This window comes from Mesorhizobium sp. M7A.F.Ca.US.005.03.2.1 (assembly GCF_003997795.1).
Lineage (GTDB): Bacteria > Pseudomonadota > Alphaproteobacteria > Rhizobiales > Rhizobiaceae > Mesorhizobium > Mesorhizobium ciceri.
The window spans coordinates 1-13,051 of the sequence record NZ_RZRP01000078.1 but is presented as its reverse complement, the minus strand read 5'-3'; the positions used below and the strand labels follow the sequence as shown (position 1 = coordinate 13,051).

The following is a 13,051-nucleotide window of genomic DNA, read 5'->3' as shown; positions in this document are numbered from 1 at the left end:
TCGGTACCCAGGCTGCGGATACAGATGGCGCCGGCCGTCTGCGCCATCGCCTCAACGATGAGCACACCCGGCATGACCGGCTGCTCAGGGAAATGGCCCTGAAAATGCGGCTCGTTTATGGTCACGTTCTTGATGCCGATGGCGGATTCGTCGCCATCGATGTCGACGATACGATCGATCATCAGGAACGGATAGCGGTGCGGCAGGAGCTTCATCAGCCCCATGATGTCGACCGCTTCCAGCGTCGTCGACGCGATCATGTCAGCCATTGCCTCCCTCGCCCTGTTTGCGGGTCCTGGCGAGCTTGCGCAGCATGGCTATCTCCCGCATGGCTTCCGCCATCGGCTGTGCCGGATAGCCGCCCCAGATCTCGCCTGCAGGGACATTGCTCATAAATCCACTTCTGGCGGCAAGCTTGGCCCCTGTCCCTATGGTCAGGTGATCCGCAAGCCCCACGCCGCCGCCCATGGTGACATTGTCACCCACGACCACAGAACCCGAAATACCCGAAAGCCCGGCTATTATGCAATTGCGGCCGATGCGGACGTTATGGGCGATCTGCACGAGATTGTCGATCTTGGTGCCTTGGCCGATGATCGTATCGGACATGGCGCCGCGATCGACGGTGGTGTTGGAGCCGATCTCGACGTCGTCCTGGATAACGACACGGCCGATCTGCGGCACGCGTTCGGGACCCTTGGCCCCGCCGACGAAGCCAAAACCATCCTGGCCTATCCTGGCGCCGCCATGAATGATGACGCGATTGCCGATCAAGGCATACTGGATGCTGGCGCCCGGACCGACATAGCCGTCGCGGCCGATCTGGCAGGATTGTCCGATGACCGCATTCGGGGCGATGACAGTACCGCTGCCGATCGAAGCGCCTGGCCCGATAACCGCGCCGGCCTCGATGACGGAACCGGCTTCGACATGCGCGGTCGCATCGACATGAGCGTGCGGCGAGACGCCGGTTTCACTGGTCATCGGCCCTGGTGTCGCTGCCCTCGGAAACAGCAGACGCCCGATCAGCGCGAAGGCCTGCTGCGGACGCGGATGAATGAGAACGGCAACGCTTGCCGGCGCCTTGCCGGCAAATTCCGCCGGGCACAGCACCGCGGCAGCCCGCAGCGACGGCATCAGCGCGGAATTACGCTTGCCGTCGACAAAGACGAGCGCATTCTCGCCGCCCTCGCTGGCCGGCGCGAGTGCTTCGATCAAAATATTGGAGTGGCCGGAATCGACAAGCACCGAGCCGGTCAGATTCGCGACTTCGCCCGCCGTATACCGGCGTGATGGCGCGAAGAACACCGGATCGGTCATTCCAGAAGCTATATCCAGCTAGGTCGGAACATTTCTCCCGGACCCTGAAGACCCGGGAGCATCGTTGGCCGCCGATCAGAAGCGGGTCGATATGCCGAAGTTGAATTCCTGCACGTCGTCAGACGCTTCCTTCTTGACCGGGATCGCGTAGTCGATACGGATCGGACCGAACGGCGACGCCCACATCAAGCCAACACCGACCGAAGCGCGCAGCTTCATGCCCACCGTCGACTGGTCGACCAAGTCGTTGGCAACCTTGCTGCCGTAGAGCGTGGCCGCATCCGCGAAGACCGCGCCACGCAGGCCGAAGCTCTCTGGAACGACCGGAAGCGGGAACTGGGCTTCCGCCGAGGCGTTAAAATAGGTCGTGCCGCCCAGATGGTCGCCAGCGCCGTCGTTGTCGACCGGACCGATGCCGCCGTAGGCGAAGCCGCGGATCATGCGGTCGCTGCTCTGGAAGTGATCGAACACGCGCAGATCGCCGTCGCCGCCGTAGCCTTCGACATGACCGGCGCCGCCCGAAATAAGTCCGACCAGATCATACTGCTCCGACAGCGTCTGGTAGATGCTGCCTCGCCCCGTGACCTTCACGAACTTTGCATCGCCACCGAGACCCGCGACTTCCACCGTCGTGGTGGCGTAGATACCCTCGTGCGGGTTCTTCATGTCGTCGATGGTGTTGTAGACCAATCCCAGGCTAACCGAAGACTTGATCCATGGGCTCTGCTCTATGCCATCCAGGATAGCGTCGGAAACATTGCACTTAAGGGGATCATAAATGCCACCGGTCACGCAATCATCATCCAGCTTATATTTCTCTTGCGAGATGTTGTAAGCTAGCTGCGTCGTGATGCTGTCGGTGATCGGCAGGCCGAAACGCACGGTCGCACCCGTGGTGTCACTGTCGTAATGATCGTAGTTCCGGGTTTGCTTGAAGATGTCGAAACCGGCGGCGATGCGCCGTCCGAGGAAATAAGGCTCGGTGAAGGACAGGCTGTAGTCGCGCGAATTCTTGCCGCCGCCCGCAGACACCTTGATGAACTGGCCGCGGCCGAGGAAGTTGCGCTCGGTCACCGAGCCTTCGACCGACGGACCGGCCGTGTCGCCACCGGTCGAATAACCAGCACCCACCGAGAACTCGCCGGTCGACTTCTCAACCACGTCAACCACCAGAACGACTTGGTCGGGCTGCGAACCCGGCACAGTCGAGATGTCGACTTTCTCAAAGTAATTCAAGTTTTCCAGGCGCTTCTTCGCGCGCTGGATGAGCACCTGGTTGAAGGCGTCGCCTTCGCTGACGTCGAACTCCCGGCGAATGACATAGTCACGCGTGCGATCGTTGCCGCGGATCTCGATGCGCTCGATATAGGCCTTGGTGCCCTGGTCGATCGTATAGACCACCGAAATGGTGTGGTTCTCGAAATTGCGGTCGCCGCGCGGCGTGACCTGCGCGAAGGCATAGCCGGAACCGGCCACCTTCTCGGTCAGCGCGATGATGGAATCCTCGACGTTCTTGGCGTTGTAGACGTCACCCTTGTGGGTCTCGATCACCGATTCCAGCGACTTGCCGTCGACTTCAGGGATCGTGCTCTCGACGCTGACATCGCCGAACGTGTAGCGGTCGCCTTCCTGGACGGTGATGGTGACCGTGTACTTGTTCGTCGCGCTGTCGAGCTCGCCGACGGCGGACACGACCTGGAAGTCGGCATAGCCGTGATTGTAGTAGAAGCGGCGCAGCAGCTCCTGGTCCGCGCGCAGCTTGTCATCGTCGTAGACGTCGTCGCGCAGGATGAAGGAAACCCAGGACGAACGCTTGGTGTTGATGATATCCGACAGGCGGCGGCTGGAATAGGCGCTGTTGCCGACGAAATTGATCGCCGCGATCTGCGTGCGATCGCCTTCGGCAATGTTGAAGACCACATTCACGCGATTGTCGCCAAGCTGCATGACCTGCGTGGTCACGGTCACGTCGTCGCGACCAATGCGCTTGTAGGCAGCCTTGACCGACTCCACGTCGGCATCGAGCGTCGCCTGCGAGAACGTTCCGCGCGGCTTCAGCTGCACCGCCGCCGCGAGCGCATTGTCCTTGAGTTTCTTGTTGTTCTGGAACAGCACCTGGTTGACAACCTGATACTCGGCAACCTTCACCACCAGCGTCGAGCCGACCTGGTTGATCTGCACATCCGAAAACAGGCCGGTGCCAAACAGTGCCTTGACCGCACCGTCGATATCGGAACTGGAGAAAGCCTTGCCCGGCTTGATGGTGATGTAATTGCGGATGGTCTCAGCGTCGATACGCTGGTTGCCGCTTACTTCGACTCTGCTGACGACAGCGGCTTCAGCCGCCGATGTGGCAACGAACTGCACTGCGAGCGCGCCTGGCACGACCATGGCCGCGGACAGGGTCACCGCGGACGCGGCGCTTAGAAACTTGGATGCTGCCTTCATCGGGCTTAATAACCTTTTCTCGTAGTCCCCACGGCGAGAAAACCGGACGTGCGGTAATTTCCCCTACCGTATTAACCGGATTTTCCCTACACGCAAGGCTTCTGGTTAATTTGTATTTACTTAACCCTGCGGCGTGGCTTTCGCGTCACTCATATCCCCTTGCATGGTAAACGGCGTCTCAACATCGTCCATGCAGAAGCCAAATTTCTTCATGATTTCAGCACCCAAACAGATCGTTCCAAAAAACGAACCCCATGAAGCACAGCACCAGAAGCAACCCGGCCCGATAGGCCATTTCCATCATCCGTTCCGACACCGGACGGCGAATGACAGCCTCCACCCCGTAGAACAAGAGGTGACCGCCGTCGAGGGGGGGAATCGGCAAAAGGTTCAGAATTCCGATGCCAACGGATAGCAGTGCAACCAGCTGCACGAGCCATTCGAATCCCAGTTTCGCAGCCCTGCCCGCCATGTCGGCGATCTTCACCGGGCCGCCCAGCTGACATTTGTCTTCGCGCCCGACAACAAAGCGCTGCAGGAACTGGCCGGTGCGCTGGATGACGTGACCGGTTTCCTCGACCGCTGCCGCGACAGCTCCAACAGGCGTGTAGGTGATGAGCCGTGGCTGGCCGAGTTCCTTGTTGTTGACGACACCGATTACAGCGACCTTGACCTTGTTGCCGAGCGCGTCTTCCTGTTCCATCAGCCGCGGTGCCGCGGTCACAGTGACCTCCCGGCCGTCGCGCAGCATGACGAAAGTGATTGCGTCGTCCGCACGGCCCGAAACCAGGCGTTGAACGTCGCCAAAGGTTTCGACCTTGTTGCCGTCGACGCTGACGAATCGGTCGCCGGGAAGGATGCCGGCCTTCGCCGCCGGGCTGTCGGCGGTCACCTCGGCCACCATCGGCTCGGCGACATAGCGGCCATAGGCGGTGAACAGCACGGAAAAGACGACGATCGTCAGCAGGAAATTGAACAGCGGTCCGGCCACCACCGTTGCCGCGCGCTTCCAGATCGGCTGCGTGTGGAAGGCGACCTTGCGCTCTTCCGCGGTCAGCGTTTCAATTTCTTCCGACGTCGGCTGGCTCGATGTGGCGTTCATGTCGCCGACGAATTTGACATAGCCGCCAAGCGGTATCGCACACAGTTTCCAGCGCGTGCCGTGGCTGTCGTTGAAGCCGAAGAGTTCCGGGCCGAAGCCGATCGAGAAGGCCCTGACGCCGATGCCGCACCAGCGCCCGACAAGGTAATGGCCCATTTCGTGGACGAACACGACCACGGTCAGCACGAAGAGGAATGGCACCAGCGTGCCGAGGACAAAGCCTTGTGTGCTGAAAAGCGCGTGAAGAATCTCGTTCAAGACAAACCCTCAATTCTTCCACGGCGCAGACTGCGCCGTGACTGTGACACCAATCCGGGCGAATCCAAGGCGCATCGCGCAAAGGACCTGAAATGACACCACTCAAACGGGAAACAGACCCTGCGCCGGATGATCGGCGTTCGCCGAAATCCAGCCGATGACGTATAGGGCGAATGCAGCTGCGACAAGCCCATCGACACGATCCATGACGCCGCCATGGCCCGGGATGAGCGCGCCTGAGTCCTTGCGGCCATGGCGGCGCTTGACCCAGGATTCAAACAGGTCGCCTGCCTGCGAGACAATCGACAGCACGAGCGCCACCAGGCCGAGCAATGCCAGATTGCCGACACCGGCAGCTACGGCGAGGACCAGCCCGGCGACGACGCCGCCGAGCGCACCGCCGAGCGCGCCGCTGCGCGTCTTGCCGGGCGAGATAGAGGGCGCCAGTTTCGGCCCCCCAACGGCACGGCCAACGAAATAGGCAAGGATATCGGTGGCCCAGACGACCGCAAACAGGAACAGGATGGCAATGAGGCCCGAACGATCGCCATCGCGCAGCAAGGCGAGCGACAGGCCTGAAACCGCGGCATAGGCGAGGCCGCTCGCATCCCATTGTCCGGTCTTGCGAAGCGAGGCGGCTATCGCCGTTGCGGCAACAATGGCCGCCACAAGCGGCAGCAGCCAGGAGGCGGCCAGGCCGCCGATCAAGGCGCCAACGAAGACGACCAGCAATGCTTCCGGCAGGAAACCCAGGCCCGTGGCCCCGGTCGGGCGCGACATGCGGGTCCATTCATAGAAGATCGCCGCCGATATCACGGCGCACAGCAGCCGGAACGGCAGACCGCCGATCCAGGTCAGACCGAGAGTGATGATGGCGAGCACGATCGCCGAAACGACACGCAGCTGGAGATTGCTCATCCCGCGGCCGGTCGCGAAGCGACGTCCTGGCCTCCAAGTCCACCGAACCGGCGTTCGCGGCCAGCAAACTCACGCAAGGCCTCGGCAAGGTGCTCGCGGCTGAAGTCGGGCCAGTAGCAAGGCAGGAAGACGAGCTCGCTATAGGCGGCCTGCCACAGGAGGAAATTCGACAGGCGAAGCTCGCCGCTGGTGCGAATGACCAGTTCCGGGTCGGGAATGCCTTGCGTATCAAGCGCAACGGCAAAGCTTTCGGCTGATATCGCCTCGGCGTCGAGTTCGCCACGCGCCACGGCCAAAGCGAGCTTTTGCGCCGTGCGAACGATCTCGTCGCGTCCGCCATAGTTGAAGGCGATCACCAGCGTCAGAGATTCATTTGCGGCCGTCAGCGTTTCGGCCTCGTCGAGCAGTCCCCTGATATCGGGCTGCAGCCCTGCCCGGTCGCCGATGATTCTAACCCGCACACCGCTCTGGTGCAGTTCGGCAAGGTCACGGCGGATGAACATTTTCAGAAGGCCCATCAGGTCGCTGACCTCGGATTTCGGCCGCGACCAGTTCTCCGACGAGAAAGCGTAGACGGTCAGGTAGGAGATGCCGAGCCCGGGTGCTGCGCGCACCGTCTTGCGCAGCGCCTCGACGCCGGCACGATGGCCCGCAAGACGAGGCAAGCCGCGCGCCTTGGCCCAGCGTCCGTTTCCGTCCATGATGATCGCGACATGCGCGGGCGTTGCCATGTTCTCGCTTTCGGGTCAGCCGGAGGCCAAGACCCTAAACCTGCATGATTTCAGCTTCCTTATCGGAAAGCAGGTGGTCGATGGTGCTGATCGTCTCGTCGGTAAGTTTCTGAACCTGGTCCGAGCGCTTGCGCTGATCGTCCTCGCTGATGTCGCCGTCCTTCTCCGCCTTCTTCAGGAAGTCCATGCCGTCGCGGCGCACATGGCGCGCGGCGACCCGGGCGTTCTCGGCGTAGGTGTGCGAGATCTTGACCAGTTCCTTGCGGCGCTGTTCGTTGAGTTCGGGAAGCGGAATCCTGAGGTTGGTGCCGTCCACGATCGGGTTGAAACCCAGATTGGATTCGCGGATCGCGCGGTCGACCGCGCCAACCATCGACTTGTCCCAGACCGACACCGAGATCATGCGCGGCTCCGGCACCGAGACGTTGGCGACCTGATTGATCGGCATGGTGGTGCCATAGGCCTGCACCTGGATCGCATCGAGCAGATTGCTGGAGGCGCGACCGGTCCGCAGCGAAGCCAGATCATGCTTGAACGCGGCGATGGCCCCATCCATGCGCCGCTTGAGATCGTCGTACTCACCACTCATCTTTATCTCCTCGACCCGTCTAATGCGGGCTCACTGCTTCGGGGCCGTCTTCGAATCGGACCTTCGAAAACCGGTTTCCCTTCGGGCCAGGCCGCCGATCAATCGTCCGCGACGACCGTGCAGCGGCCGCCGCCCCTCAGAATATCGCCGAAACCACCTTTTTCGTGGATCGAATAGACGATTATCGGAATGTTGTTTTCGCGCGCAAGTGCAATCGCTGCAGTATCCATGATGGAAAGGCCGCGATTTATGACTTCGCCATGGCTGATGCGCTCGAAACGCGTCGCATTCGGGTCCTTCTTCGGGTCCGCCGAGTAGACGCCGTCGACCTGAGTACCCTTGAACAGTGCGTCGGCGCCAATTTCAGCCGCGCGGAGGGCGGCGGCCGAATCAGTGGTGAAGAACGGATTGCCGGTGCCGCCGGCGAAGATCACCACCTTGCCCTGGTTCATGTAGGCAGTCGCCTGGCGCTGCGAAAAGCTCTCGCAAAGTTCGGGCATGGCGATCGCCGAAAGCACCACGGCGTCGACGCCGATCTTGTTCAACGACGTGCGCAGCGCCAGCGAGTTGATCACCGTGGCAAGCATGCCCATGTGGTCGCCGGTGACACGGTCGCCGCCCTTGGAGGCAACCGCCACGCCGCGAAAGATGTTGCCGCCGCCGATGACGACGCCGACCTCGATGCCCAATGCACGCGCCTCGGCGATGTCGCCGGCGATGCGATCCACCACTGAAACGTCGATGCCGAAATGCTGCTCGCCCATCAATGCTTCGCCCGACGCTTTCAACAAGACACGTCGGTAGAGGGGCTTCAACGTCATCTGGGCCTCTTCATTTGCATGTGGCGCGTTCCGGTGGCTACCCTCGCGCAGGCGCCGCCTCGAAACAATGGCGTTCCGATACACGAAGGGCGCCGCGATGTCACGCGGCGCCCAAACGGCAAATTCGCCGGTTTCCTGTCCCATCAATCAATTGGTGGACACGCTGGCCGACTCTCCTTCGATAAGCACCGGTGACACGTAGTTGGAGGGCTTGTCGCCGGTTGTCGCGCCGCCGGTGACGCGCGCCTGTATCTGCGCGCCGAAATAGGAATAGGGAAACGGCGCTGGAGTTCTGCTGACCCTCTCCAGCCGGTCGCGATGCGCTTTCGGAATCTCGAAATCCAGCGCGCCAAGATTGTCCTGCATTTGGCTGAGCGTCGTCGCACCGAGAATGACGGTCGCGATCCCCGGCTGCGTCGCTACCCAGTTGAGCGCGACCTGAGGCATGCTGCGGCCGATCTCGGATGCGACCTTCTCGAGTTCGGCCACGATAGCCCAGTTGCGTTGCGTGAACTTTTGGAACCCCGGATGCGTCGAGTTGCGAAATCCGTCGAGCCGGCCCGCGGTTCCGGCCTGAGCCGGCCGATACTTGCCGCTCAGCAGCCCGCTGGCCAGCGGGCTCCACACCATGATGCCGGCGCCATGGCGCGTGCCGAATGGCACGAACTCATTCTCGATCGCGCGTTCGGCCAATGAATATTCGAGCTGTAGCGCCGAAACCGGCTCATATCCGCGCAATTCGGCGATCGCCTGTGCGCGGCCCGCATACCAGGCGGGCACATCCGAAAGGCCGACATGGCGCACCTTGCCCATCCGAACCAGGTCGTCCAGCGTGCGCATGACCTCCTCGGCCGGGGTCAGCCTGTCCCAGACATGCATGAGATAGAGATCGATATAGTCGGTCCCCAACCGTTTCAGCGAAACATCTACGGCCCGCATGATGTTCTTGCGGCCATTGCCGCCGGCATTCGGATTTCCGGGCTGCATGTTCATGGTGAACTTGCTGGCGATCACCGCCATGTCGCGCAAGCCGCGCTCGGCGATGAATTCGCCAAGCCAGGCTTCGGCCGTGCCGTCTGTGTAGAGATCCGCCGTGTCGAAGAAATTGCCGCCCGCCTCGACATAGGCGTCGAACATCGCCCGCGCCGTATCCCTGTCGGCTCCCCAGCCCCATTCCGTGCCGAAAGTCATCGTGCCCAGCGCCAGCCGGCTGACCCTGAGGCCGCTGTTGCCAAGAGTGTAGTAGGTCATGGTCATAATCGTCTTCCAATGCTTGGTGATAGATGCCCGAGCGTCACTGGCCCGGAGTGGTCTTGACCCAGGGATTGCCGCGCTCGTGTGTCATGCGGAACGCAAAGCCATCGACCTTCCAGCCATCCGCAAAACGCGTCAGGTGATGCTCATAGGTGCCCCAGACCTCCCAAAGCGGGTCGCCATTGCCTTCCATCCGGTTCCAGGCATAGCCGTTCGACAGGACAGTCGCCGTGTCCCCTTCGAGAACGACCTGGTGATTGGTGCGCAGATGCAGGCTTGTCTTGCTGCCCTTGAGGTTGGCCGCCCAGGCGCCAATCAGGTCGTCGGAAGCGATGTTGGCCGCCGGCTGTCCGGAAAGGCTGCTGAAATCGGCAGTGGCCCGATCCGCGAAATAGCTGCGTGCAGGCTTCCAGTTCTGGGCGTCGACGGCCCGGTCGATGGCATCGGCGATGCGAATGACCGCGCGTTCGTCTGCGAGCGCCCGCCAGTCTGATGGCTCCGCCTCGCCGGCGTCCATCGGCGCCAACGCCATGCCTGCCGCGAAAGTTACGCGCTTCAACGCATTCATGTTCTTTCTCCTCGATGCCATCAGCCCATCGTCGACGTGCGGCCGGCAATGTGGACCGCTCGGCCGACATCGACAAGATTGCATTGTTCGCATGGACCATGCGATATCATGCATGAATGTACCGGGACCTGCTCACCCACTTGCCTGTGATCGTCGCCGTGGCCCGACGCGGCGGCTTCGCGCTTGCCGCCGCCGAACTCGGCATGAGCCCTTCGGCAGTCAGCCATGCGGTGCGCATTGTCGAAGAGCGGATCGGCCAGCCTTTGTTCGCACGGACGACGCGCAGCGTTTCGCTCACCGAGGCCGGCAAGGCGCTGGTGGAAACGGCGGCTCCGGCCCTCCAGGATATTGCCGAGCGGATGGACCGTATCCGCAGCGTCAAAGGCAGGCCGTCTGGCCTGCTCAGGATCAACGCCTCCAACATCGCCATACCATTGGCGGTGACGCCGGTGGTCGCCGCGATGGCCGAACGCTATCCGGAGGTTACGGTGGAGGTCTTCGCTGACCAGGGTCTGGTTGACATCGTCGGCGAAGGCTTCGATGCCGGCATCCGGCTTGGCGAGATGATCGCCCAGGACATGGTCGCGGTCCGGCTGACGCCGCCGTTCTCCGTCGTCATCGTGGCCTCGCCCGTTTATATCGGACGGCACGGCCGTCCCAGCAGCGTTGCCGATTTGGCGAACCACAATTGTATTGGCTACCGGCTCGTCCGCTCTGGTGCGCTCTATCGCTGGGATCTGATCGAGGATGGCAAGGACATCGCCATGGAGACGCGGGGCAGCGTTGTCGTGACGGATTCGCTCGCAGCAATCGATCTTGCGCTTGCAGGCGTCGGGCTTGCCTATGTCTTCGAGCCGCTGGCGCGCGCCGATCTTGCCGCGGGCCGCCTGGTCCAGATGCTGCCGCAGACGGCGATCGAGGAACCGGGGCTATTCCTCTATTTCCCGCGCCGGGCGTCAATGGCGCCGAAGCTCAGGGCCTTTATCGACACCGCACAAGAAATCGGCCGGGCATCCTTGCGGACACCCGGCCGAGTTGCCTGAGCTGAGAAGCCCCTTCAGGGGCTATTTGTAAGGATTATTTCTTCACCGCAGCCGCGACTTCCGCCGCGAAATCGGTCTCTTCCTTTTCAATGCCTTCGCCGAGCGCAAAGCGCAGATAGGCGGAGATCTTGGCCGGAGCGCCGATTTCCTTCTCGGCATCCTTCAGTGCCTGCTCGACAGTGATGTCGGGATTGAGCACGAAGGCCTGCTTCAGGAGCACGACTTCCTCATAGAACTTGCGTAGGCGGCCTTCGACCATCTTTTCGATGATCGCTTCCGGCTTGCCGGACTGGCGCGCCTGATCGGCGAAGATCGCCTTCTCGCGCTCGACCGCAGCCGGATCGATCTGCTCGGCCGTCAGCGCCAGCGGGTTGGTGGCGGCGACATGCATGGCAACCTGGCGGCCAAAGGCATTGGCGGCATGCTCATTGCCCGTGGTCTCGATCGCGACCAGAACGCCGAGCTTGCCAAGACCATCGGCAACTGCGTTGTGGACGTAGGTGGCGACAGCACCGTGCGGGACGGTGAGCTTGGCCGAGCGGCGGAAGCCCATGTTTTCGCCGATGGTGCCGACAGCGTCCTTGATGGTGTCGGCAACCGACTTGTCGGAACCCGGATACTTTGCGGCGGCCACAGCCTCCGTCGTGCCGTAGGCCAGCGCAACCTTGGCAACATTGGCGACGATTTCCTGAAACGCGGCGTTGCGGGCAACGAAGTCGGTCTCGGAATTGACCTCGACGACGGCAGCCTCGCGCACGCCGTTGTCGACGCCGATCAGGCCTTCAGCCGCGGTGCGGCCAGCCTTCTTGTCGGCCTTGGAGATACCCTTCTTGCGCAGCCAGTCGACGGCCTCTTCCATGTTGCCGTTGGTCTCGGTCAACGCCGCCTTGCAATCCATCATGCCCGCGCCGGTCAAGTCGCGGAGTTCTTTGACCTGTGCAGCCGAAATGCTCATTGTCGCCTCTTTGTTTTAAATGCACCGACGCACCATCGGTATTCGATGGTGCGTCTGTTTAGCGTGCCAGAATATGAGAAAGGTGAAGGCCGCAACCGGCCTTCGATTATCAAGCTTCCGGAGCGTCTGCAGCCGGGGCCGGAGCCGGGTCGAGCGCGGGTTCGACGGGAGCTTCGATCGAAGCGCCGATGTCGACGCCGAGCGCGCCCTGCTGACGGGCGATGCCGTCGATCGCAGCCTTGGCGATCAGATCGCAATAGAGCTGGATGGCGCGGGCCGCGTCGTCATTGCCGGGGATCGGGAAGTCGATCTTGTCCGGATCGCAGTTCGAATCGATGATGGCGACGACCGGAATGCCGAGGCGCTTGGCCTCGAGAATGGCGATCGCTTCCTTGTTGGTGTCGATCACGAACATCAGGTCGGGCGTCGAGCCCATGTCCTTGATGCCGCCCAGCGCCTTGTCGAGCTTCTCGCGCTCGCGGTCGAGGTTCAGGCGTTCCTTCTTGGTCAACCCTTGCGCCTCACCGGCCAGCATCTCGTCGAGCTTGCGCAGGCGCTGGATCGAATTCGAGATCGTCTTCCAGTTGGTCAGCATGCCGCCGAGCCAACGCGAGTTGACGTAGTACTGGGCCGAACGCTGTGCCGCATCGGCGACGATGTCGGACGCCTGGCGCTTGGTGCCGACGAACAGCACCCGGCCGCCCTTGGCGACGGTGTCGGAAACCTGCTTCAGCGCCTGGTGCAGCAAAGGCACCGTCTGCGAGAGGTCGATGATGTGGATGTTGTTGCGGGCGCCATAGATGTAGGGCGCCATTTTCGGGTTCCAGCGATGGGTCTGGTGGCCGAAGTGAATGCCAGCTTCCAAAAGCTGGCGCATGCTGAAATCAGGCAGTGCCATTCAAAGTTCCTTTCCGGTTAGCCTCCACGGACACAGGCATTTTTGGACTTTGTCCTCGAACGCCACCGGAGGTTTCAGCCGGATTTCTCCCGGGCAGACACCAAAGTCCGTGTGTGGAATGAGCGCGCATATAGAGGGGATGCGCG

At 62.0% G+C, this 13,051-nt stretch carries 13 protein-coding genes; 1 reads left to right on the top strand and 12 read right to left on the bottom strand.

Annotation, left to right across the window (positions count from 1 at the left end; translation table 11 throughout):
* The 10 genes from fabZ to EN991_RS06975 all read right to left on the bottom strand — a co-directional run.
* The coding region (fabZ, locus tag EN991_RS07020) for a 3-hydroxyacyl-ACP dehydratase FabZ (protein ID WP_127368448.1) at nt 1–269 on the bottom strand (269 nt) is incomplete at its 3' end.
* The gene (lpxD, locus tag EN991_RS07015; protein WP_127368447.1) at nt 262–1,320 is read right to left on the bottom strand and encodes a UDP-3-O-(3-hydroxymyristoyl)glucosamine N-acyltransferase; all 1,059 of its coding nucleotides are present in this window, start codon (nt 1,318–1,320) and stop codon (nt 262–264) included. The genes lpxD and fabZ, both read right to left, overlap by 8 nt.
* Before the next feature lie 75 nt (nt 1,321–1,395).
* Nucleotides 1,396–3,768, bottom strand: a complete 2,373-nt coding sequence (bamA, locus tag EN991_RS07010; RefSeq protein ID WP_027161557.1) for an outer membrane protein assembly factor BamA — start codon at nt 3,766–3,768, stop codon at nt 1,396–1,398.
* Nucleotides 3,769–3,985: 217 nt separating this feature from the next.
* Nucleotides 3,986–5,128 (bottom strand): RIP metalloprotease RseP, encoded by a 1,143-nt coding sequence (gene rseP / locus EN991_RS07005; RefSeq protein ID WP_024503348.1) that lies wholly within the window; start codon nt 5,126–5,128, stop codon nt 3,986–3,988.
* A 102-nt stretch (nt 5,129–5,230) separates the two neighbouring features.
* Nucleotides 5,231–6,046: a phosphatidate cytidylyltransferase gene (locus tag EN991_RS07000; protein ID WP_127368446.1), complete on the bottom strand. Its 816-nt coding sequence runs from the start codon at nt 6,044–6,046 to the stop codon at nt 5,231–5,233.
* Nucleotides 6,043–6,777, bottom strand: coding sequence for an isoprenyl transferase (locus tag EN991_RS06995; protein ID WP_013531758.1), 735 nt, complete (start codon nt 6,775–6,777; stop codon nt 6,043–6,045). Before EN991_RS06995 ends, EN991_RS07000 begins: the two co-directional genes overlap by 4 nt.
* A gap of 34 nt (nt 6,778–6,811) precedes the next feature.
* The gene (frr, locus tag EN991_RS06990) at nt 6,812–7,366 is read right to left on the bottom strand and encodes a ribosome recycling factor (protein ID WP_013531759.1); all 555 of its coding nucleotides are present in this window, start codon (nt 7,364–7,366) and stop codon (nt 6,812–6,814) included.
* Between the two features lie 98 nt (nt 7,367–7,464).
* A complete protein-coding gene (gene pyrH / locus EN991_RS06985) occupies nt 7,465–8,187 on the bottom strand; it encodes a UMP kinase (protein WP_127368445.1) in 723 nt (240 codons plus the stop codon).
* 147 nt (nt 8,188–8,334) lie between these two features.
* Entirely contained in the window at nt 8,335–9,444 is a 1,110-nt protein-coding gene (locus EN991_RS06980) for an aldo/keto reductase (protein WP_127368444.1), read from the bottom strand.
* A 37-nt stretch (nt 9,445–9,481) separates the two neighbouring features.
* Nucleotides 9,482–10,009, bottom strand: coding sequence for a nuclear transport factor 2 family protein (locus tag EN991_RS06975; RefSeq protein ID WP_127368443.1), 528 nt, complete (start codon nt 10,007–10,009; stop codon nt 9,482–9,484).
* A 116-nt stretch (nt 10,010–10,125) separates the two neighbouring features.
* Here EN991_RS06975 and EN991_RS06970 point away from each other — a divergent pair, with 116 nt between their 5' ends.
* On the top strand, nt 10,126–11,052 hold the full coding sequence (locus EN991_RS06970; protein ID WP_127368442.1) for a LysR family transcriptional regulator: 927 nt from the start codon (nt 10,126–10,128) through the stop codon (nt 11,050–11,052).
* Between the two features lie 34 nt (nt 11,053–11,086).
* Here EN991_RS06970 and tsf read toward each other — a convergent pair whose 3' ends face one another.
* Together tsf and rpsB are read right to left on the bottom strand one after the other, a co-directional pair.
* Nucleotides 11,087–12,007, bottom strand: a complete 921-nt coding sequence (gene tsf / locus EN991_RS06965; protein WP_013531764.1) for a translation elongation factor Ts — start codon at nt 12,005–12,007, stop codon at nt 11,087–11,089.
* Between the two features lie 109 nt (nt 12,008–12,116).
* Nucleotides 12,117–12,905, bottom strand: a complete 789-nt coding sequence (gene rpsB, locus EN991_RS06960; protein WP_013531765.1) for a 30S ribosomal protein S2 — start codon at nt 12,903–12,905, stop codon at nt 12,117–12,119.
* Between the last annotated feature and the right edge of the window lie 146 nt (nt 12,906–13,051).

Coding starts and splice junctions, on each gene's coding strand:
- lpxD (WP_127368447.1), bottom strand. CDS start 1,320: ATGACCGATCCGGTGTTCTTCGCGCCATCACGCCGGTATACGGCGGGC.
- rpsB (WP_013531765.1), bottom strand. CDS start 12,905: ATGGCACTGCCTGATTTCAGCATGCGCCAGCTTTTGGAAGCTGGCATT.
- frr (WP_013531759.1), bottom strand. CDS start 7,366: ATGAGTGGTGAGTACGACGATCTCAAGCGGCGCATGGATGGGGCCATC.
- EN991_RS06975 (WP_127368443.1), bottom strand. CDS start 10,009: ATGAATGCGTTGAAGCGCGTAACTTTCGCGGCAGGCATGGCGTTGGCG.
- EN991_RS06980 (WP_127368444.1), bottom strand. CDS start 9,444: ATGACCATGACCTACTACACTCTTGGCAACAGCGGCCTCAGGGTCAGC.
- pyrH (WP_127368445.1), bottom strand. CDS start 8,187: ATGACGTTGAAGCCCCTCTACCGACGTGTCTTGTTGAAAGCGTCGGGC.
- EN991_RS06970 (WP_127368442.1), top strand. CDS start 10,126: ATGTACCGGGACCTGCTCACCCACTTGCCTGTGATCGTCGCCGTGGCC.
- tsf (WP_013531764.1), bottom strand. CDS start 12,007: ATGAGCATTTCGGCTGCACAGGTCAAAGAACTCCGCGACTTGACCGGC.
- bamA (WP_027161557.1), bottom strand. CDS start 3,768: ATGAAGGCAGCATCCAAGTTTCTAAGCGCCGCGTCCGCGGTGACCCTG.
- EN991_RS07000 (WP_127368446.1), bottom strand. CDS start 6,046: ATGAGCAATCTCCAGCTGCGTGTCGTTTCGGCGATCGTGCTCGCCATC.
- EN991_RS06995 (WP_013531758.1), bottom strand. CDS start 6,777: ATGGCAACGCCCGCGCATGTCGCGATCATCATGGACGGAAACGGACGC.